Source organism: Aurantimonas manganoxydans SI85-9A1, assembly GCF_000153465.1.
Taxonomy (GTDB): Bacteria; Pseudomonadota; Alphaproteobacteria; order Rhizobiales; family Rhizobiaceae; genus Aurantimonas; species Aurantimonas manganoxydans.
The window spans coordinates 3,391,071-3,409,499 of sequence record NZ_CH672387.1 but is presented as its reverse complement, the minus strand read 5'-3'; the positions used below and the strand labels follow the sequence as shown (position 1 = coordinate 3,409,499).

Here is an 18,429-nt window from a genome sequence, read left to right as displayed (position 1 = left end):
CTATCCCCTATGATGTCGCCAAACCGGAGACATCATGGTCAAGCTGAACAAGATCTACACGCGCACCGGCGATGCCGGGGAGACGGGGCTCGGCAGTGGCGAGCGGCGGTTGAAGAGTGATCTGCGGGTCGAGACCTACGGCACGATCGACGAGCTCAACGCCGTTCTCGGGATGGTGCGGCTGCATGCCGAGGGCGAGCTCGACGCCATGCTGGCGCGCATCCAGAACGAATTGTTCGATCTCGGCGCGGAACTGGCGACGCCGGAGACCGGCGAGCCCTTGCCCTACGAGCCGCTGAAGATCGTCGCCTCGCAGGTCGACGCGCTGGAGCGCGAGATCGACGCCATGAACGGGCGGCTGGCGCCGCTGAAGAGCTTCGTGCTGCCGGCCGGCTCGCCCGCCGCCACCCATCTGCACCATGCCCGCACCGTGGCGCGGCGGGCCGAGCGGCTGATGGTCGCGCTGGCGAAGAAGGACGGCGAGACGGTCGCCGAGGTCGCGCTGCGCTACGTCAACCGCCTGTCCGACCATCTGTTCGTCGCCGGTCGCATTGCCAATGACGACGGCAAGGCGGATGTTCTGTGGGTGCCCGGCGCCAGCCGCTGAGGCGTCGGGATCGCCGCGCGGGCCGTGCGGCCGGGAGGTTCCGCGGCCCGGCATCCGGCGGTGGTGACAGGGGGTCGCAGGCCGTCGCGGGGGCGGAGGTTTCGGCTTGCGCTTTGGCCGGGGAGCCCGGCCAAGAGCGCCAGGGTCGAAAGCCTTCGGCCAAGAGCCGGGCCAGAAGTTCCTCGGCCAAAAGTTCGGCCAAAAGCCTCCGGCCAAACGCCCTCGGCCCAAAGCCTGAAAGGTCTGCCGTGTTCGTCCCCTTCTACGACGCCAACCGCCTGCGTCATATCCGCTTCCAGTATGTGACGGTGGGGCTGATCGCGGCCAATGCGCTGGTCTATCTGTTCGCCAAGGCGAGCGGCGAGACCGGGGCGTTCCTGTCGGCCTTCGAGATCTCCTACGGCTTCATCCCGGCGGTGGTGAACGGCTATGCCGAGCTGCCGCCGGCCTATGTGGCGGTGCCGGGCTGGCTGAACTTCCTGACCTATTCCTTCCTGCATCTCGACATCTGGCATATCGGCGGCAACATGCTGTTCCTCTGGGTGTTCGGCGACAATGTCGAGGACGCCTTCGGCCATGTAAAGTTCCTCGTCTTCTACCTCGCCTGCGCGGCGGCGGGGGCGGGGCTGCATGCGCTGATGTTTCCGGGCTCGGAGGCGACGCTGATCGGCGCGTCCGGGGCGGTGTCGGGCGTCGCGGCGGCCTATCTGATGCTGCATCCAAGGGTCTGGGTCTGGGTGCTGGCCTTCGGACGCATCCCGTTGAACCTGCCGGCCTGGCTGCTGCTGATGGTGTGGATCGGCCTGCAGTTCGTGCTGTTCGCGTCGGGCGCCGAGGACGTGTCCTATGCCGCCCATGCCGGCGGCATCCTGGCCGGGGCGGCGCTGACGCTGGTGTTGCGCCGGCGCGGCGTGGTGCTGTTCGACCGCCAGATCCAGACGCCGCGGGCGGTGGAACTGGAGGCAGGCGACACCGGGCCATCGTGACCCGGCACTTGCAAGATCGGCGCGGGAACCGCACAAGGCCGCTACGGGACCGCGAAACTTTGACCATTACGTAAAAGTCAGATATCTCGCGGCCAATCGGCTCCGGTCGCCTGCGCGCTGACAGCTACAGGCGGCAGCCGGGCCGGGCAGGACATGAGGCTTTCGGGCGCTCGGCGCCCACAAAGGGAGAGACACGACCGATGAAGGTTCTCGTCGCAGTCAAGCGCGTCGTCGACTACAACGTGAAGATCCGGGTCAAGCCGGACGGCACGGGCGTCGACCTCGCCAACGTCAAGATGAGCATGAACCCCTTCGACGAGATCGCCGTCGAGGAGGCGATCCGCCTGAAGGAAGCCGGCACGGTGACGGAGATCGTCGCGGTGTCCGTCGGCCCGCAGCAGGCGCAGGAGACGATCCGCACCGCGCTGGCCATGGGCGCCGACCGCGGCATCCTGGTCAAGACCGACCAGCCGACCGAGCCTCTGGCCGTCGCCAAGATCCTCAAGGGCGTGGTCGAGGCCGAGAGCCCGGACCTCGTCATTCTCGGCAAGCAGGCGATCGACGACGACTGCAATCAGACCGGCCAGATGCTGGCGGCGCTGCTCGGCTGGAGCCAGGGCACCTTCGCCAACAAGATCGAGCTGACCGACGGCAAGGCGACCGTGACCCGCGAGGTCGACGGCGGCCTGCAGACCGTGGCGCTGAAGATGCCGGCGATCGTGACCACCGATCTGCGCCTCAACGAGCCGCGCTACGCCTCGCTGCCGAACATCATGAAGGCCAAGAAGAAGCCGCTCGAGGAGAAGTCGCCGGACGATTACGGCGTCGACATCACGCCGCGGCTTGAGATCCTGAAGACCGCCGAGCCGGGCAAGCGCGAGGCCGGCGTCAAGGTCGCCAGCGTCGACGAACTGGTCGACAAGCTGAAGAACGAAGCCGGCGTGCTCTGAGCACGCGCCTTGAAGGATTGGATGCCGGCCGGCCGCGCGCGGAACGCGCAGGCGACCGCCGGATGCCAGGGAGACCCGCGATCATGACCACGCTTCTCATCGCCGAACACGACAACCAGACCCTGTCCGAGCAGACCGCCAAGGCGCTGACCGCCGCCGCCCAGATGGGCGGTGACGTGCATGTGCTGGTCGCCGGTTCAAGCTCTGCCGCCGTCGCCGAGGCCGCCGGCCAGCTCGACGGCGTCGCCAAGGTGCTGCATGCCGATGCAGACGCCTATGCCCACGGCCTCGCCGAGCCTCTGGCCGACCTCGTCGTCAGGCTCGCCGAGGGCTACGACGCCATCGTCGCGCCGGCCACCACCGCCGGCAAGAACGTCGCGCCGCGCATCGCCGCGCTGCTCGACGTGATGCAGATCTCCGACGTCGTCGCCGTCGAGGGCGCCGACACCTTCCAGCGGCCGATCTATGCCGGCAACGCCATCCAGACGGTGAAGTCGAGCGACGCCAAGAAGGTGATCACCGTGCGCACCTCGGGCTTCCAGGCCGCCGGCAGCGGCGGTTCGGCCGCCGTCGAGGCGGTGGACGCGGCCGGCGATCCGGGCCTGTCGACCTTCGTCGAGGAAAAGCTCGCCCACAGCGAGCGGCCGGAGCTGACCAGCGCCAAGATCATCCTGTCGGGTGGCCGCGCGCTGGGCTCCAAGGAGAAGTTCGACGAGGTGCTGCTGCCCGTCGCCGACAAGCTCGGCGCGGCGATCGGCGCCTCGCGCGCGGCGGTCGATGCCGGCTACGCGCCGAACGACTGGCAGGTCGGCCAGACCGGCAAGGTCGTGGCGCCCGATCTCTACATCGCCGTCGGCATTTCCGGCGCCATCCAGCATCTGGCCGGCATGAAGGATTCCAAGATCATCGTCGCCATCAACAAGGACGAGGAAGCGCCGATCTTCCAGGTCGCCGATTACGGCCTCGTCGGCGATCTGTTCCAGATCCTGCCCGAGCTGAAGGACAAGCTCTGAGCGTCCGGCGCGCGGCTTTGACGAAGCCGCGCGCCGCCGCTAGGTTCGCGACGCAACATCGAAGGTGAGCGAAGGCGAGATGGCGGACAGTATCAAGCACGTTGGCATCGTCGGCGCGGGGCAGATGGGCTCCGGCATCGCCCATGTCTCGGCCCTCGCCGGCTACGGCGTGACGCTCTACGACATCGCCGAGGACCGCACCAGCGCCGGCCGCGACAAGATCGCCGCCACCCTCGACCGCCAGCTCGCCTCCCAGAAGATCACAGAGGCCGACCGCGACGCGGCGATGGCGCGGATCGCCACCACCACCGACACGGCGGCGCTCGGCACCGCCGATCTCGTCATCGAGGCGGCGACCGAGGACGAAACGGTCAAGCGCAAGATCTACCGCGAGATCTGCCCTCATCTGGCGCCCGGCGCGATCCTGGCCACCAACACCTCGTCGATCTCCATCACCCGGCTCGCCTCGGCCACCGACCGCCCCGAGCGGTTCATGGGCATCCACTTCATGAACCCGGTGCCGGTGATGAAGCTGGTCGAGCTGGTGCGCGGCATCGCCACCGAGGACGCGACCTTCGAATCGGCGCGCCACTACGTCACCGCCCTCGACAAGACGATCAGCGTCTCGGAGGATTTCCCGGCCTTCATCGTCAACCGCATCCTCCTGCCGATGATCAACGAGGCGATCTACGTCCTCTACGAGGGCGTCGGCTCGGTCGAATCCATCGACACCGCCATGAAGCTGGGCGCCAACCATCCGATGGGCCCGCTGCAGCTCGCCGACTTCATCGGCCTCGATACCTGCCTGTCGATCATGCAGGTGCTGCATGACGGGCTGGCGGATTCGAAATACCGGCCCTGTCCGCTGCTGGTGAAATATGTCGAGGCGGGCTGGCTCGGCCGCAAGGCCGGCCGCGGCTTCTACGACTATCGCGGCGAGACGCCGGTCCCGACGCGGTAGCAGCACCTCATATCTAAGAGGCGACGGTGAAGCTGATGCACAACCCAAAGCATCCGTGCTAGCTTTGGCGTCGGAGGTTCAATGACGGTCGAGCGCTTAACCGTCCAGGTGGAGTCGAACATCGGAGAGGATGGCCCTCTTACGGTAAACGATGCTCTGCGCCAATTTATCGACGCCTTCGACTTAGTAACTGCAGCTATCTGCGAGGAGCAGGGCGGAGAAGCTGTTAAATGGCGCCTAGTCGCGATGTCCAAAAACAGTCCGGCTACGGCGACGGCTGAAGCTTACTCCGTTGATCCTTCTATCGAAGCAGGGCCGATCGCTCATCGCGGAAAGAGACGGTTTGTGGAAGGCATGAACCGCTTATCCAACGGTACGGCGGATGACTGGATTTTCGAAAAGGCTTCTTTAGCTAAATCCTTCTTGCGCCGAAATTTAAATGGCGTTGGACGTACTACAATTGACGCATATAATGACCTGCCTCGTCCGGTGATCGTAGAAAAGACCGCTCGCTCTGGTCTTAATGCTTTGGAGCTTCGAGAGCTGCAGAGTCAATTTGACGACATTGATCTTAGCCGCGAGGAATGGGGATCGATCGAGGCGAACGTTTCTGAAGCGAAAACCTATTATTCTCAGCCAGCCCTTTATGTCAAAGAGCGAAAATCTCTCACTGTGATCCCCTGTGTTTTATCAGAGGAAGCTGCAAGAGATGCGGGGCCAACACATAATTGGTCAGAAGTTTGGACTGGAAAAAGAGTAAGAATCCGAGGGCAGATATTCTACAATAAGCTGGGCCAGATCAGTCGTATTAGAGCGACTAAGATTCACGACATTCAGCCGGCCCCGGTTCGGCTATCTGATATTCGGAATATCGATTTAACAGAAGGTCGATCACCGAATGAGCACTTAAGCGATTTCTGGGATGGCAAGCTTGGCTAAGGTGCGCAATGTTTATTGGGATGCGTGCGCTTGGCTAGGCCTTGTTAGTAAGGAGTCCAGAAAGCTTCGGGAGCTCGAAATTGTCTGGAAGATGGCAGAGCGAGGAGAGGTCCAAATATGGACCAGCACTTTGTCATTAGCTGAAGTCTATAAGACGAGGTGCGAAAAGAAACTAAGCCACCTTCTGCCCGAGCATGATGCATTAATCGACAATATGTTTGATCAGAGTTTTGTTAAAAAAATTCAGGTCGATACGGAAGTTGCGCGTCTTGCAAAAACGTTGGCGCGAACGCATGAACTATTAAAGAAGCCGACTGATGCGATCCATCTAGCCTCAGCTATTCTGTGGAACTTGGACGAAATTCACACCTATGATGGATCTGACCTACTGCATCTGGATGGTCAGATAAAACGCGACGACGGAGATTTTCTCAAGATATGCATTCCAGATAACCTGACCGACGGGGCTCTCTTCGCCGGGAAAAAGGACATACGGGAGCCCGAAGTTGCCAAAGCTCAAAAGGTAGACTGATAAATTCCGCGAGGCAGCTCGCGAACTGAAAACAGATGACGACGCAGAGTGATTCGACGCAACGCTAAAGCGGATCGCGAAGGCACCGCCGGCGAAAGACGAGACGGATAAGACGACTAAACGCTAGCCCCAAATCAGTCGTCTATCTGCAATTGAATCTAAGTGAGGACACTTTCTCGGTTTGTTAGTCGCCGCTTGTTCCTGTAGAATCGGACATAGACCCATGACGTCACGGTCGTCGTAAAATAGCGCGCCTCGATTTTCGCGGGCTACCAGCGGAGTATAGTGGCAGTGTGGGCAAACCCACGGCGTTTCTCTTTTCAACTTTTTACCTTCCTTCGCAGCAAGCGCAGCTTGATAGCCGGGCTTCTTGGTGGAGAGAGCCATGCTTTCCATTCAACGTGACGGAAACGGGGCACGATTCAGTCTATCGCTGGGTCCAGATGGCGTTTATCGCGTCGATGGGAGGGCGATCCCAAGTGGTGACCACCCCGCCTGCGGCGTCGACAACCGCGAGTTTGTCGTTGCCGTCCATCACAGCGATGATGTGGTTGTAAGCCGCTACGGGATCATAGGTGGTGTTGACGTAGAAAAGGGATAGCTGGAACTGGTGCCACTGTCCCAAGTCTTTGATGCGGGTTCGCACCTCATCATAGTTCTGCCCCGGCGTGTGCAAGTCGTAGGCGATAAAAAGATTGAAGGCCATCCGCACCCTCCCGTTGTGGAGTGCTAACTCTACCCGATTTCCGTGTGATGTGTGAGGTGGAATACCGCCTCGATGCGATATGCTTTAGATCAAACTGTCCCCCCCGCTGGCCTTCACCGCGACGATCAGCCGGATTGCGCCTGGCGAGCCCATTCGGCCGGGCCGTTGATGGCGGCGCGGGCGCAGCCGTGGGGGCCGACGACGAGGGAGATCGGCAGGCCTAAGGTGACGCCGCGCGCTTCAGTTCGTTGAACACGCCCATGGCATCCCGGCGGAGGGCCGTGTCAGCGCCGTTCGTCGCTCAGCTGACCTGTCCGTGTTCGGCGAGGAAGTCGAGCAGGGCGCGGGCGCGGGCGGGGAGGCTGGCGGACTGGCCGATGAAGACGGCGTGAAATGCTTCCTCGTCGCCCGGATTGGCGTCTTCGAGGAGCGGCACCAACCGGCCTTCGGCGATGTCGGCGCGGATGGTGAAGGCCGCCAGCCGCGCCGGTCCGACGCCGGCGAGCGCCAGGCGCCGCAGGCCTTCGCCGTCATTGATCTGGACCCGGCCAAGCGTCGGCAGGGTGACCGCCTCGCCGGCGTCGCTCCTGAGCGGCCAGCCCTTCATCGCCCGCGCATAGCCGAAGCCCAGCCGTTCGTGCGCTTCCAGCTCCGCGATCGTGCGCGGCAGGCCGTGCCGGGCCACCCAGCCGGGCGCGGCGACGATCATCATGCGCGTCTGGCCGAGCTTGCGCGCCATCAGGTTGGAACTCGGCATGGGGCCGGCGCGGATGGCGATGTCGGTGCGCTCGGCGACGAGGTCGACGACCTGATCGGTCTGCACGATGTCGAGGCCGATCTCGGGATAGCGGGCGAGGAAATCCGGCAGGATCGGCGCCAGGACATGGCTGATATAGGAGGCGCTGGAATTGAGCCGCACGCGCCCGGCGGGCCGTTCGCCGGCACCGGCCGCCCGTTCTGCGTCGGAGAGATCGGCGAGGATCGCCACGGCCCGGTCGTAGAAGCCCTGGCCCTCCGGCGTCAGCTGGAACCGCCGGGTGGTGCGATGGACAAGCCGCGTGCCGAGCCGCGCTTCCAGGCGCGCGACGAGCTTGGAGACCGCCGAGGCCGACATGCCCGAGACCCGCGCCGCCGCCGAGAAGCCGCCGCGCTCGACCACCGTGGCGAACACCTCCATCTCGGCAAAGCGATTGGCGTCGGGGCGTGGCATTTGTGACGTGAAGTCCTGAATGTTGTTCCTGGCGGCAGTCTACTTCATCAAAGCACAAGCTGTCATCTGACGGCCCTGTTCATCATCAGGGATTTCGTCATGCCTCTTGCTCTCTATGCGTTGACCGCCGGTGCCTTCGGTATCGGGGTCACCGAATTCGTCATCATGGGCCTGCTCTTGGATGTCGGCGCCGATCTCGGCGTCTCGACCAGCGCCGCCGGCTTTTTGATCTCCGGCTACGCCATCGGCGTTGTCGTCGGCGCGCCGCTCCTGACCATCCTGACCAGCCGCTGGCCGCGCAAGACCGTGCTTCTGGCATTGATGGCGATCTTCATCGCCGGCAATGTCGCCTGTGCGCTGGCGCCCACCTATGGGCTGCTGATGGCCGCACGGGTGCTGACCGCCTTCGCCCACGGCACCTTCTTCGGCGTCGGCTCGGTCGTCGCCACGAAGCTGGTGCCCGCCGACAAGCGCGCCTCGGCCATTGCGCTGATGTTCACCGGCCTGACCGTCGCCAACATCCTCGGCGTACCGCTGGGCACCTGGCTCGGGCAAGCGGCCGGCTGGCGCGCGACCTTCTGGGCAGTGGCGATCGTCGGCATTCTCGCCACGGTCGTCATCGCCTGGGCCGTGCCCCGGGACGGCAGGCCGGAGGCCGCCGACGACTGGCGCGCCGACCTCAAGGCGCTCGGCCGCCGGCCGGTTCTGCTCGGCCTGCTGACGACGGTGCTCGGCTATGCCGGCGTCTTCGCGGTCTTCACCTATATCGCGCCGCTCCTGACCGGCATCACCGGTTTCGGCGAGGCCGCGATCTCGCCGATCCTGCTGCTGTTCGGCGGCGGGCTGGTGGCCGGCAACCTGCTCGGCGGTCGTCTGGCCGACAGGGCACTGGTGCCCGCGATGATCGGCAGTCTCATCGCGCTCTTCGTGGTGCTCGTTCTGATGGGGCCGGCGCTGCAGGGCACGGTGACCGCGCTCGTCGCCGTGACGCTCCTGGGGGCGGCGGCCTTTGCCACCGTGCCGCCGCTGCAGATGTGGGTGTTGTCCAAGGCGGACGGCGCCGGCGAAAGCCTCGCCTCGTCCTTCAACATCGCCGCCTTCAATCTCGGCAATGCCGTGGGCGCCTTTGCCGGTGGCCTGGTGATCGATTCCGGTCCGGGCCTCGGCTACGTCACCTGGACCGCTGCGCTGTTCCCGCTGGCGGCCCTGGCGGTGGCGCTCACCGCCGTCCGGCTGGACCGGGCGGCCACACGGAGGCCGCCCGGAAAGACGATTAGGCTGCTGCCGATCGGATTCGCATTGCTTCGGCGTAGCTACCGTCGTGAAGGCGACCGTATTTGACGTCGCAGACGCGGCCGGGGTTCACATCGAAATGCGCGGCAATCCGGTTGTTGAACCAACCGTCCAGCAGCATCAGATGGATCTGGATCGCGTCTTCAAAGGTAAGACGGTAAGACGGCTTGTTGTAGTAGTGGGCCATGTGTCGAGCCTTTCGCTCTAGAGCGAGATCGGGCTTGACGCTGCAATCGATATGACTCAGAAAGAGCCTGCATATACCTATGCGCCCGCGCCCGACCTCAAATCGTGCGGGTAAATTGGAAGCCCTCGTACTTGGCGGTTCGAGGGCTTTTCCAATTCCGTCGACCAATGATCTGAACTAAACTGTTCAGCGAGGCAAGACGCACGGAAGGGCACTCTGAGGATAGCCTCGGAGTGTTCACGTAAGTATCTGTTTTCACTTAGGTTCGGTGGTTCCTCCCAGCCCAACCTGCTGTTGCGTCAGATGCAACAACATCTTCTCATACGCCCGACTCGCACGATTCGCTAGCCATGTTGCGCCGCACCCGATTCGGATTTGCAGTTCGATCGAAAGGTTGGCGAGTTGTCCAAGTCTGTCAGTCCTTGACGGCCTGCTTGCCGATCAGGCCGACGTCCCGCTCGCCTTCACCGCCTCGATCAGGCGGATGGCGTCGGGGCTGGCCCATTCGGCCGGGCCGTTGATCGCGGCGCGGGCGCAACCGTCGGGGCCGACGACGAGGGAGATCGGCAGGCCGAAGGCGACGCCGGCGCGCTTCAGATCGTTGAACACGCCCATGGTCTCGTCGCGATAGAAGGGCAGGGCGGTGAGATCGGTCTCGGCGTAGAAAGTCTTCGGCTTCTCGATATCGCCCATGTCGACATTGATCGGCACCACGGCGAAATCGTCGCCGCCTTCCTGGCGCTCCAGCTCGTCCAGCGCCGGCATCTCCTGGCGGCACGGCACGCACCAGGTGGCCCACAGATTGACCAGAAGCGTCTTGCCGGAGAAGTCGGCGAGGGTGACGGGCTGGCCGTCGCCGTCCGAAAAGGCGATGGCCGAGACGTCGAAGGGCGTTTCCAGCGCCTGCACCGCGGCGACCTCGCCGCGCGCCTCGGCATCCACCGCCGCGGTGATCGCGGCATCGGCCGGGCAGGCGCTGGCGGTTTCGTTGCCAGACCCGCTCTCGCTCACGTATAGGACGGCACCACCCGCCGCGATGCCGCAGACCAGCGCGACCGCGGCGATGAGACCGAGCCGCCGCCCGTTCGAAGTCGATCGTTTTGCTTCGGACATGTCGTCAAGAGCCCTTTCGAGTGTCCATGAGCCAGAATCCCGACAACGTCCCCGGTGCCGCCAACGCGATGTGGGGCGGACGCTTCGCCTCGGGTCCCGACGCGATCATGGAAGAAATCAACGCGTCGATCGATTTCGATCGCCGGCTTTATGAAGAGGATATCGCCGGTTCGAAAGCCCATGCCGCCATGCTGGCGCAACAGGGCATCATCACGGCGGATGACGCAGAGAGTATCACGGCGGGTCTGGAGGAGATCCGCGGCGAGATACAGGCCGGCCGGTTCAATTTCTCGCGAGAGCGCGAGGACATTCACATGAACATCGAGGCGCGGCTGGCCGAGCTGATCGGCCCCGCCGCCGGGCGCCTGCATACGGCGCGCTCGCGCAACGACCAGGTGGCGCTGGATTTCCGGCTGCACGTCAAGACCGCGTTCTTCTCCCTCGACCGGGCGCTCACCGGCTTCATCGAGGCGCTGCTCGCCAAGGCCGAGGACCACGCCGACACGGTGATGCCGGGCTTCACCCATCTGCAGGTCGCCCAGCCGGTGACCTTCGGCCACCACTGCCTCGCCTATGTGGAGATGGCGGCCCGCGACCTGTCGCGCTGCCGCGACGCGGTGAACCGGCTGGACGAATGCCCGCTGGGCGCCGCGGCGCTGGCCGGCACCGGCTTCGACATCGACCGCCACATGACGGCGAAGGCTCTCGGTTTTCGCGAGCCGACCCGCAATTCGCTGGATTCGGTGTCCGACCGCGATTTCGCGCTGGAATTCCTGTCGGTGGCGGCGATCTGCGGCACGCATCTGTCGCGGCTGGCGGAGGAGATCGTCATCTGGTCGACGCCGCAATTCGGCTTCGTGCGCCTGTCCGACGCCTTCTCCACCGGCTCGTCGATCATGCCGCAGAAGAAGAACCCGGACGCCGCCGAACTGGTGCGCGCCAAGCCGGGCCGCATCAACGGCGCGCTGATCTCGCTGCTGACCGTCATGAAGGGCCTGCCGCTCAGCTATTCGAAGGACATGCAGGAAGACAAGGAACAGGTCTTCGACGCCATCGATTCGCTGGCCCTGGCGCTGGCTGCTGCCACCGGCATGGTGCGCGACATGACCATCCAGACCGAGGCGATGCGCAAGGCGGCCGGCCACGGCTTCTCCACCGCGACGGACCTGGCCGACTGGCTGGTGCGCGAACTCGGCATGCCGTTCCGCGAGGCCCATCACGTCACCGGCCGGGCGGTGGCGCTGGCCGAAGCGCGCGGCGTCGGGCTGGAGGAGCTGCCGCTGGACAGCCTGCGGGAGCTGGATGCGCGGATCGGCGAGGCGGTGTTCTCGGTGCTCGGCGTCGACGCCTCGGTCAACAGCCGCACCAGCTTCGGCGGCACCGCGCCGGCCAATGTGCGGGCGCAGGTCGCCTATTGGCGCGAGCGGATGGCGACCGACGCGCGATGACGATCGCGGCGGTGGTGATTTTCCGCCGGGAAATCGCTATGACCGCTGACGGGGAAGCTGACGCCGGGACGCGGCGAGGGGTGACGACATGACCATTCGATCGAGCCGGACCTATCTGCCGCTGCTGCTTGTCGCCGCTGCGGCGATGCTGGCGGGCTGCGGCATCAAGAACAATCCGGTGGCGCCGTCCTCCGGGCAGACCGGGGCATCGGCCGGCGCCGACGCGGTCGCCGCCAACAACGCCAGCAGCGGCTTCGGCACGGCAGGCTCGGCCTCGGGCGCGCTGCGCGTCTCGCGCATCCAGGACGACACCGCCATCGGACCGGCCGAGGTGAGCCGCAACAAGGGCGCCACCAGCAGCGGCTTCATCCTCGATCCGCTGCTGAACTGAGCCGTTCCCGCCCCTCTTCCGAGTGCCGTCTGACCTGCCATGAACCATTTCGAAATCCGCGACGGCGTCCTGCATGCCGAGGACGTTTCCGTCGAAACGATCGCCCATGACGTGGGCACGCCCTTCTACTGCTACTCGACCGCGACGCTGACGCGCCACTACACGGTGTTCGCCGAGGCCTTCGCCGATATCGACGCGCTGGTCTGCTACGCCATGAAGGCGAATTCCAACCAGGCGGTGCTGAAGACGCTGGCGGCACTCGGCGCCGGCGCCGACGTGGTATCGGGCGGCGAATTGCTGCGGGCGCTGCGCGCCGGCATCCCGGCCGAAAAGATCATGTTCTCGGGCGTCGGCAAGAGCGTGCCGGAGATCGACCTGGCGCTGGCCTCGGGCATCTTCTGCTTCAACATCGAATCGGAGCCGGAGCTCGAGATGATCGCCGCCCGGGCCGTGGCGGCCGGACGCACGGCGCATGTCTCGTTCCGCATCAATCCCGACGTCGACGCGCGCACCCACGCAAAGATCTCCACCGGCAAGAAGTCCGACAAGTTCGGCATCGCCTATGAGCGGGCCGAGGCGGTGTACGACCGGGCGCGGTCGCTGCCGGGCATCGCGGTGTCGGGCATCGACATGCATATCGGCAGCCAGATCGTCGAGCTGGAGCCCTTCGACCAGGCCTTCGAGCGGTTGGCGGGCCTCGTGCGGCGGCTGCGCGGCGCCGGCCACGACATCGCCCATGTCGATCTCGGCGGCGGCCTCGGCGTGCCCTACAGCCGCACCAACACCCCGCCGCCGGCCCCGCCGGCCTATGCCGAGATCGTCAAGCGCCATGTCCGCGACCTCGACTGCAAGGTGGTGTTCGAGCCCGGCCGGCTGATCGCCGCCAATGCCGGCATCCTGGTCACCCGGGTGGTCTATGTGAAGGAAGCCGAGGGCAAGACCTTCGTCATCGTCGATGCCGGCATGAACGATCTGATCCGCCCGACGCTCTACGATGCCTGGCACGACATCCATCCGGTGATCGACGATCCGGACGCGCCGCGCCTCGTCGCCGACGTGGTCGGCCCGGTCTGCGAGAGCGGCGACTACTTCGCCCGCGCCCGCGACATCCCGGCGGTGAAGGCCGGCGACCTCGTCTATCTGTCCTCGGCCGGCGCCTACGGGGCGGTGCAGTCGGGCACCTACAATTCCCGGCCGCTGATCGCCGAGGTGCTGGTCAAGGGCGACGCCTTCCACGCCATCCGGCCGCGCCAGACCATCGACGAGATGATCGCGCTGGACCGTCTGCCCCCCTGGCTGGGCGGCGACGACTGAGGCTTTTGGCCGCTTCACAGCTGCGTCACCCGCCTCGTCTTCGCCGTAAAAACTGTTACGCTCGCTGAAACTTGCGACGAACGAGGCTGGCCCCATGGCGCGACACGAGCGGCAGAGCGACTGGACCGCGTCCGGGCGTGTCGCGGCGACGCGGCGCATGGCCTGGGCGGCGCTCCTGATCGAGCGCGCCTGGCCGCTGGTGCTGGCGCTCGCCTGCCTCGTCGCGGTGTTCCTGATCCTCGCCTGGTTCGGCCTGTTCGCAACCCTGCCCTTCCTCGCCCGCGTCGCGGTGATCGCGATTCTCGCCGGGCTCGGTCTTGCGGCGCTGTGGCGCAACCGCGGCCTGCGGCTGCCGAGCGCGGCCGCAGTGGATGCGCGCGTCGAAGCGGCGAGCCGGCTGGCCCACCAGCCGCTGCAGGCGCAGGACCAGCGCGCCGTCGGCGCCGATCCGTTTGCCGCCGCGCTGTGGCGCGCCCATCAGCGCCGCATGGCCGAGCGGCTGCGCGATCTCAGCGGCGGTGCGCCGGCCACCCGAACCGAGCGGATCGACCCCTATGGCCTGCGCGCGCTGGTGGCGCTGCTGCTGGTCACCGCCTTCGCCTTTTCCTTCGGTCCGGGCGGCGGCCGCGTCGTCGATGCGCTGGCGCCGGACGCGGCCGACAGCGTCGCCTCGGCGCGGGTCGACGCCTGGGTGACGCCGCCGGCCTATACCGGCCGCGCGCCGATCTTCCTGACCGATGTCGTCGCCTCGGACGCGCCCGTCACCGTGCCCGAGGGCAGCGAGCTGGAGGTGCGGATTTCCGACGGCTCCAACGCCGAGCTCAGCTTCACCCCGGCCGGCGCCGAGCCGATCGCCATCGCGCCGGTCGCCGATGACGAAGGCGAGGTTGCTGACGCCAACGAGGCTGGCGATTCCGATGCCGATGCCCCGGCCGGCCCGCGCGAATATGCCTATGCCCTCGACATGCCGGGCGAGGCGGCGCTGACCACCACCTTCACCACCCTCGGCCGCTGGCGCTTCGACGTGACGCCCGATCTCGACCCCGAGATTGCCTTCGAGGGCGAGCCGGGCGTGGCGCGCAACGGTGCGCTGCAGCTCACCTACAAGGTCACCGACGATTACGGCGTGCGGCAGGCCAATGCCGCGATCGACGTCACCGACGACATCGTGTCGGCGGATGCGCGGCCGCTGATCGCGCCGCCGGAGATCCGGCTGGCGCTGCCGCGGCGCACCAAGGGCACGGCCGAGGGCCGCACCAGCGCCGACCTGACCGAGAGCCCCTATGCCGGCGCCGAGGTGGCGATGACCCTCGTCGCGGTGGACGACGCCGGGCAGGAGGGCCGCTCCGAGGCGCTGACTTTGACGTTGCCCGAGCGGCGCTTCTCCAACCCGCTGGCCCGCGCCGTGGTCGAGCAGCGGCGCATCCTGGCGCTGGACGCCGACAGCACGGCCCGCGTCGTGCAGATGCTTGACGCGGTGACCCTGCGCGGCGACGAATTCATCGAGAGCCCGGCGACCTATCTGGCGCTGAAGGCCGTGCGCACCCGCATCGCTACCGCCTATGACGACGCGGCATTGGTCTCGGCGGTGGACTTCATGTGGGAGATCGCGCTGGGCATCGAGGACGGCAATCTGTCACTGGCCGAACGGCGGCTGCGCGATGCCCGCGAGCAGCTCTCCGAGGCGCTGGAGAACGGTGCGTCGGATGCCGAGATCGACCAGCTGATGCAGGAACTGCGCGAGGCCATGCAGGAATACATGCAGGCGCTGGCCGAGGCGATGCGCAACCAGCCACCGATGAACCAGGACCAGATGCAGGCCGGCGACATGCAGGAGCTGCGGCCGCAGGATCTGCAGCGCATGATGGACCGCATCGAGGATCTGGCGAAGTCCGGCTCCAAGGAAGCGGCCCAGCAGCTTCTCTCCGAACTGCAGCAGATGATGGACAATCTGCAGGCCATGCGCCCCGGCCAGCCGCAGAATGGCGAACAGAACGCCATGCAGCAGCAGATGAACAAGATGGGCGAATTGCTGCAGCGCCAGCAGCAGCTGATGGACGAGACCTTCGACCTCGGCCGCCGCCAGATCGAGCGCGAGCAGCAGCAGGGGCAGCAGGGCCAGCAGGGCGAACAGGGCGAGCCGCTCACGGCCGAACAGCTGCGCGAGATGATGAAGCAGCTGCAGGAGCAGCAGGGCCAGCTTCAGCAAGAGCTGCAGGCGCTGCAGGAGCAGATGCAGGGCATGGGCATGGAGCCGTCGGAAGGCTTCGGCGAGGCCGGCGAGGCGATGGGCAAGGCCGAGGGCGCGCTGGGCGAGGGCGAGGACGGCGAGGCGGTCGGCCAGCAGGGCCGCGCCATGGAAGCCATGCGCCGCGGCGCGCAGGACATGATGCAGCAGATGCAGGAGGCCATGCAGCAGGGGCAGGGCCAGCCGGGCATGCAGGGACAGGGCGGCCAGATGGGGCAGGGCTTCAACGGCGCCCAGCAGCGCTCCGGCCGCGATCCGCTGGGCCGCCAGCGCCAGACCCAGGGTCCCGATTTCGGGCAGGATGTCGGCGTGCCGGACGAGATCGACACCGAACGGGCCCGCGAGATCCTGGACGCCATCCGCAACCGGCTCGGCGACGCGCTGTCGCCGCAGATGGAACGGGACTATCTGGAGCGGCTGCTCGATACGCCGTAAGGCCGATCAGCCGTCGGACGACATCGCCGCTGCGACGCCTCAGCGCCGCGGCGGTATCTTCCATCGCATGTCAGGTATAGAGGCCGGCTGTATTCGCGGCGTCAGGCGCAGCGGCGGATATGCGGTGCGGCGGGGGCGTCGGCGGTGTCGCCCTGCTGTGCGCGTTCAGCCAGGATGCGGGCGACCTCGCGGCGCAGTTCGGCGATCGAGAACGGCTTTTCCACCACGCCCTCGATGATCGCGGTCAGATCCTCGGCCGCTTCCATCTGCTCGGCATAGCCGGTCATCAGGAGCACCGGCAGATGCGGCCAGGAGGCGGCGATCTCGTGGGCGAGCTCGATGCCGGTGAGGCAGGGCATGCGGATGTCGGACAGGACGAAGTCGAAGGCGCCGTCCCGTTCGACCAGAACGTCCAGCGCCATTTCGCCGTCTTCGGCGACGGTCACCTCGTGACCTTCCAGCCCGAGCGCCCGCGAAACCAGGAGGCGGACACCGGCGTCGTCTTCCGCGATCAGAATCCTCGCCAAGAGGGGTCTCCCATCGTCTGCCTACGCAACACCAAATTGCGCTTCTAAGGCACAATCCTTGCGCAAAGCTTGCATGTCGAGGCTTTCGATCGTCGCAGCCAGATGGCGGCGGCCGCTCTGGCGGTCGTCCGGCAGGCGATGGTAGGCGCCGTCAGTCGACGACGCGGCCGACGAAAGGCAGTTCGCGAAAAGCGTGGCCGACATCCATGCCGTAGCCGACGACGAACTGGTCGGGACAGGAAAAGCCGACATAATCGGCCTCGATATCCGCCTTGCGGCGCATCGGCTTGTCGAGCAGGACGGCGATCGGCACCTCGGCGGCGCCGCGCGACAGCATCAGGTCGCGGGCGAATTTCACCGTGCGGCCCGATTCCAGAATGTCGTCGATGAGCAGCACCGTGCGGCCGGCGACCTCGCTCTCCACGTCGCGCAGGACGCGGATCTCGCCGGGTTCGGTGCCGGCGCCGTAGCTCGACAGGGAGATGAACTCGACCTCGGGCGCGAGCCCGGCATGGTGCAGGGCGCGGATCAGGTCGGCGGCGAAGACGAAGGAGCCCTTCAGCACCGAGATGACCAGAAGGTCCTTGGCCGGCACGGCCGCGATCTCGCCGGCGACCCGGTCGACGGTCTTCGCGATCTCCTCGACGCTGTAGAGCGGCTCGATCTGTTTGCCGCGGACGGTAATCACCGGTCAGCCGCTCCTGTGTCTTCGAATTCGACGCTGATGTCGCCCGCTGTATCATCCGCGACCGCCAGTGCCGAGAGGAATCGCACCGATTGTCCGGCCGGCAGGGCGGAAATCTGCGCGTTCAACGGCTTGCTGCGGGTGATGCCGCCGGCATCGGTCAGCGCGATGCGGAGCGTGGGAACGGTCAGCGGACCGGCGGTGTCGTTGGCGATCACGCCGGCGACCGACAGGACGGCGCCGCTGCCGCGCGGCACGACGCTGGCATCGACATGGCGCAGGACGAGGCCCGAGGCGCTGGTGACCGCATAGGGAGCGGCGACCGGCGAATCGGGCATCGACAGAAGGAGGACCGGCGCGGCGAGGAGGCCGACCAGGAAGCCGCCGACGACGAGGACGGCACGGCCGGGGCTGAGCCGCCGGGCGCGCGCGGCAAGCGACGAGCGGGCCGGGGCGTCCTGTGCGGGCCGCGAGGCATGGCGCGACAGCAGGAACGCCTGGCGCAGCAGGTCGCGCTCCTCGGCGGCGGCGTCGGGAAAGCCGCCATGGCCATGGCCGGTCGCGCGGCGTCCGAAGGGCCGCCCGCTTGGTGCGGGCATCGGTTCGGTACCGGCCGGCTCGTGGGCGATCTGGCGGAGCGTCGAGGCATGGCGCGGCAGCGCCTGGCGGCCGACGATCTCGGCCTCGCCGTCGATGATGATGGCGCGGCGGGGAGCCCGGCGCGTGTCAGCGTTGGTGCGAAAGTCGGTCATCGCATCCTCTGTGCTTCGGCGTTCAGCAATCGGTAAGGATTTATGCTTAACAAACCGTGAATCCGGCGTCGGGGTGGCCGTCGCGGCGCTCGCCGGTTAGGACGGCCAACATTCACCACAAGTCCGGTGCAT

18 protein-coding genes are annotated in these 18,429 nt (G+C 66.2%); 12 read left to right on the top strand and 6 right to left on the bottom strand.

Translation table 11 applies throughout. The annotated features are described in order from the left end of the window. The first annotated feature begins 34 nt into the window (after nt 1-34). From SI859A1_RS16075 to SI859A1_RS21060, 7 genes are all read left to right on the top strand, one after another. Nucleotides 35-607, top strand: a complete 573-nt coding sequence (locus SI859A1_RS16075) for a cob(I)yrinic acid a,c-diamide adenosyltransferase (RefSeq protein ID WP_009210759.1) — start codon at nt 35-37, stop codon at nt 605-607. Between the two features lie 248 nt (nt 608-855). After that, the gene (locus tag SI859A1_RS16070) at nt 856-1,593 is read left to right on the top strand and encodes a rhomboid family intramembrane serine protease (protein WP_040325919.1); all 738 of its coding nucleotides are present in this window, start codon (nt 856-858) and stop codon (nt 1,591-1,593) included. Nucleotides 1,594-1,793: 200 nt separating this feature from the next. Then, the gene (locus tag SI859A1_RS16065; RefSeq protein ID WP_009210757.1) at nt 1,794-2,543 is read left to right on the top strand and encodes an electron transfer flavoprotein subunit beta/FixA family protein; all 750 of its coding nucleotides are present in this window, start codon (nt 1,794-1,796) and stop codon (nt 2,541-2,543) included. Nucleotides 2,544-2,626: 83 nt separating this feature from the next. Beyond that, complete coding sequence (locus SI859A1_RS16060; RefSeq protein WP_040325918.1) at nt 2,627-3,556, top strand: electron transfer flavoprotein subunit alpha/FixB family protein; 930 nt, start codon at nt 2,627-2,629, stop codon at nt 3,554-3,556. Nucleotides 3,557-3,635: 79 nt separating this feature from the next. Next, complete coding sequence (locus SI859A1_RS16055) at nt 3,636-4,517, top strand: 3-hydroxybutyryl-CoA dehydrogenase (RefSeq protein ID WP_040325917.1); 882 nt, start codon at nt 3,636-3,638, stop codon at nt 4,515-4,517. Between the two features lie 81 nt (nt 4,518-4,598). Next, the gene (locus tag SI859A1_RS21525) at nt 4,599-5,456 is read left to right on the top strand and encodes a hypothetical protein (RefSeq protein WP_009210754.1); all 858 of its coding nucleotides are present in this window, start codon (nt 4,599-4,601) and stop codon (nt 5,454-5,456) included. Beyond that, nucleotides 5,440-5,988: a type II toxin-antitoxin system VapC family toxin gene (locus SI859A1_RS21060; protein ID WP_081451422.1), complete on the top strand. Its 549-nt coding sequence runs from the start codon at nt 5,440-5,442 to the stop codon at nt 5,986-5,988. Before SI859A1_RS21525 ends, SI859A1_RS21060 begins: the two co-directional genes overlap by 17 nt. Before the next feature lie 427 nt (nt 5,989-6,415). Here SI859A1_RS21060 and SI859A1_RS16050 read toward each other — a convergent pair whose 3' ends face one another. Then, a complete protein-coding gene (locus SI859A1_RS16050) occupies nt 6,416-6,694 on the bottom strand; it encodes a hypothetical protein (RefSeq protein ID WP_040325916.1) in 279 nt (92 codons plus the stop codon). Between the two features lie 301 nt (nt 6,695-6,995). After that, on the bottom strand, nt 6,996-7,904 hold the full coding sequence (locus SI859A1_RS16045; protein WP_009210753.1) for a LysR family transcriptional regulator: 909 nt from the start codon (nt 7,902-7,904) through the stop codon (nt 6,996-6,998). 99 nt (nt 7,905-8,003) lie between these two features. Here SI859A1_RS16045 and SI859A1_RS16040 point away from each other — a divergent pair, with 99 nt between their 5' ends. Continuing rightward, the gene (locus SI859A1_RS16040) at nt 8,004-9,245 is read left to right on the top strand and encodes an MFS transporter (protein WP_009210752.1); all 1,242 of its coding nucleotides are present in this window, start codon (nt 8,004-8,006) and stop codon (nt 9,243-9,245) included. 580 nt (nt 9,246-9,825) lie between these two features. On the opposite strand, the gene tlpA is transcribed toward SI859A1_RS16040, so the two are convergent. Continuing rightward, entirely contained in the window at nt 9,826-10,497 is a 672-nt protein-coding gene (gene tlpA / locus SI859A1_RS16035; protein ID WP_009210751.1) for a thiol:disulfide interchange protein TlpA, read from the bottom strand. Between the two features lie 26 nt (nt 10,498-10,523). Between tlpA and argH the strand changes: the two genes are divergently transcribed. The 4 genes from argH to SI859A1_RS16015 all read left to right on the top strand — a co-directional run bounded on the left by argH (nt 10,524) and on the right by SI859A1_RS16015 (nt 16,333). Further along, nucleotides 10,524-11,945, top strand: coding sequence for an argininosuccinate lyase (gene argH / locus SI859A1_RS16030; protein WP_040325915.1), 1,422 nt, complete (start codon nt 10,524-10,526; stop codon nt 11,943-11,945). 88 nt (nt 11,946-12,033) lie between these two features. Next, nucleotides 12,034-12,336 carry a hypothetical protein gene (locus SI859A1_RS16025; RefSeq protein WP_040325914.1) on the top strand — a complete coding sequence of 101 codons (303 nt, stop codon included), beginning with the start codon at nt 12,034-12,036 and terminating at the stop codon, nt 12,334-12,336. Between the two features lie 39 nt (nt 12,337-12,375). Continuing rightward, nucleotides 12,376-13,650 carry a diaminopimelate decarboxylase gene (lysA, locus tag SI859A1_RS16020; protein ID WP_009210749.1) on the top strand — a complete coding sequence of 425 codons (1,275 nt, stop codon included), beginning with the start codon at nt 12,376-12,378 and terminating at the stop codon, nt 13,648-13,650. A 94-nt stretch (nt 13,651-13,744) separates the two neighbouring features. Next, a complete protein-coding gene (locus SI859A1_RS16015; protein ID WP_009210748.1) occupies nt 13,745-16,333 on the top strand; it encodes a TIGR02302 family protein in 2,589 nt (862 codons plus the stop codon). Between the two features lie 101 nt (nt 16,334-16,434). Here SI859A1_RS16015 and SI859A1_RS16010 read toward each other — a convergent pair whose 3' ends face one another. The 3 genes from SI859A1_RS16010 to SI859A1_RS16000 all read right to left on the bottom strand — a co-directional run bounded on the left by SI859A1_RS16010 (nt 16,435) and on the right by SI859A1_RS16000 (nt 18,297). Further along, on the bottom strand, nt 16,435-16,860 hold the full coding sequence (locus SI859A1_RS16010; RefSeq protein WP_009210747.1) for a response regulator: 426 nt from the start codon (nt 16,858-16,860) through the stop codon (nt 16,435-16,437). A gap of 151 nt (nt 16,861-17,011) precedes the next feature. Continuing rightward, nucleotides 17,012-17,548 (bottom strand): hypoxanthine phosphoribosyltransferase, encoded by a 537-nt coding sequence (gene hpt / locus SI859A1_RS16005; RefSeq protein WP_009210746.1) that lies wholly within the window; start codon nt 17,546-17,548, stop codon nt 17,012-17,014. Next, the gene (locus SI859A1_RS16000) at nt 17,545-18,297 is read right to left on the bottom strand and encodes a hypothetical protein (protein WP_040325913.1); all 753 of its coding nucleotides are present in this window, start codon (nt 18,295-18,297) and stop codon (nt 17,545-17,547) included. Before SI859A1_RS16000 ends, hpt begins: the two co-directional genes overlap by 4 nt. Between the last annotated feature and the right edge of the window lie 132 nt (nt 18,298-18,429).

Excerpts from the sequence above, each read along its gene's own strand:
- SI859A1_RS16075 (WP_009210759.1), top strand. The coding sequence starts at position 35 with ATGGTCAAGCTGAACAAGATCTACACGCGCACCGGCGATGCCGGGGAG.
- SI859A1_RS16065 (WP_009210757.1), top strand. The coding sequence starts at position 1,794 with ATGAAGGTTCTCGTCGCAGTCAAGCGCGTCGTCGACTACAACGTGAAG.
- SI859A1_RS16060 (WP_040325918.1), top strand. The coding sequence starts at position 2,627 with ATGACCACGCTTCTCATCGCCGAACACGACAACCAGACCCTGTCCGAG.
- SI859A1_RS16055 (WP_040325917.1), top strand. The coding sequence starts at position 3,636 with ATGGCGGACAGTATCAAGCACGTTGGCATCGTCGGCGCGGGGCAGATG.
- SI859A1_RS21525 (WP_009210754.1), top strand. The coding sequence starts at position 4,599 with ATGACGGTCGAGCGCTTAACCGTCCAGGTGGAGTCGAACATCGGAGAG.
- SI859A1_RS21060 (WP_081451422.1), top strand. The coding sequence starts at position 5,440 with ATGGCAAGCTTGGCTAAGGTGCGCAATGTTTATTGGGATGCGTGCGCT.
- SI859A1_RS16050 (WP_040325916.1), bottom strand. The coding sequence starts at position 6,694 with ATGGCCTTCAATCTTTTTATCGCCTACGACTTGCACACGCCGGGGCAG.
- SI859A1_RS16045 (WP_009210753.1), bottom strand. The coding sequence starts at position 7,904 with ATGCCACGCCCCGACGCCAATCGCTTTGCCGAGATGGAGGTGTTCGCC.
- SI859A1_RS16040 (WP_009210752.1), top strand. The coding sequence starts at position 8,004 with ATGCCTCTTGCTCTCTATGCGTTGACCGCCGGTGCCTTCGGTATCGGG.
- tlpA (WP_009210751.1), bottom strand. The coding sequence starts at position 10,497 with ATGTCCGAAGCAAAACGATCGACTTCGAACGGGCGGCGGCTCGGTCTC.
- argH (WP_040325915.1), top strand. The coding sequence starts at position 10,524 with ATGAGCCAGAATCCCGACAACGTCCCCGGTGCCGCCAACGCGATGTGG.
- SI859A1_RS16025 (WP_040325914.1), top strand. The coding sequence starts at position 12,034 with ATGACCATTCGATCGAGCCGGACCTATCTGCCGCTGCTGCTTGTCGCC.
- lysA (WP_009210749.1), top strand. The coding sequence starts at position 12,376 with ATGAACCATTTCGAAATCCGCGACGGCGTCCTGCATGCCGAGGACGTT.
- SI859A1_RS16015 (WP_009210748.1), top strand. The coding sequence starts at position 13,745 with ATGGCGCGACACGAGCGGCAGAGCGACTGGACCGCGTCCGGGCGTGTC.
- SI859A1_RS16000 (WP_040325913.1), bottom strand. The coding sequence starts at position 18,297 with ATGACCGACTTTCGCACCAACGCTGACACGCGCCGGGCTCCCCGCCGC.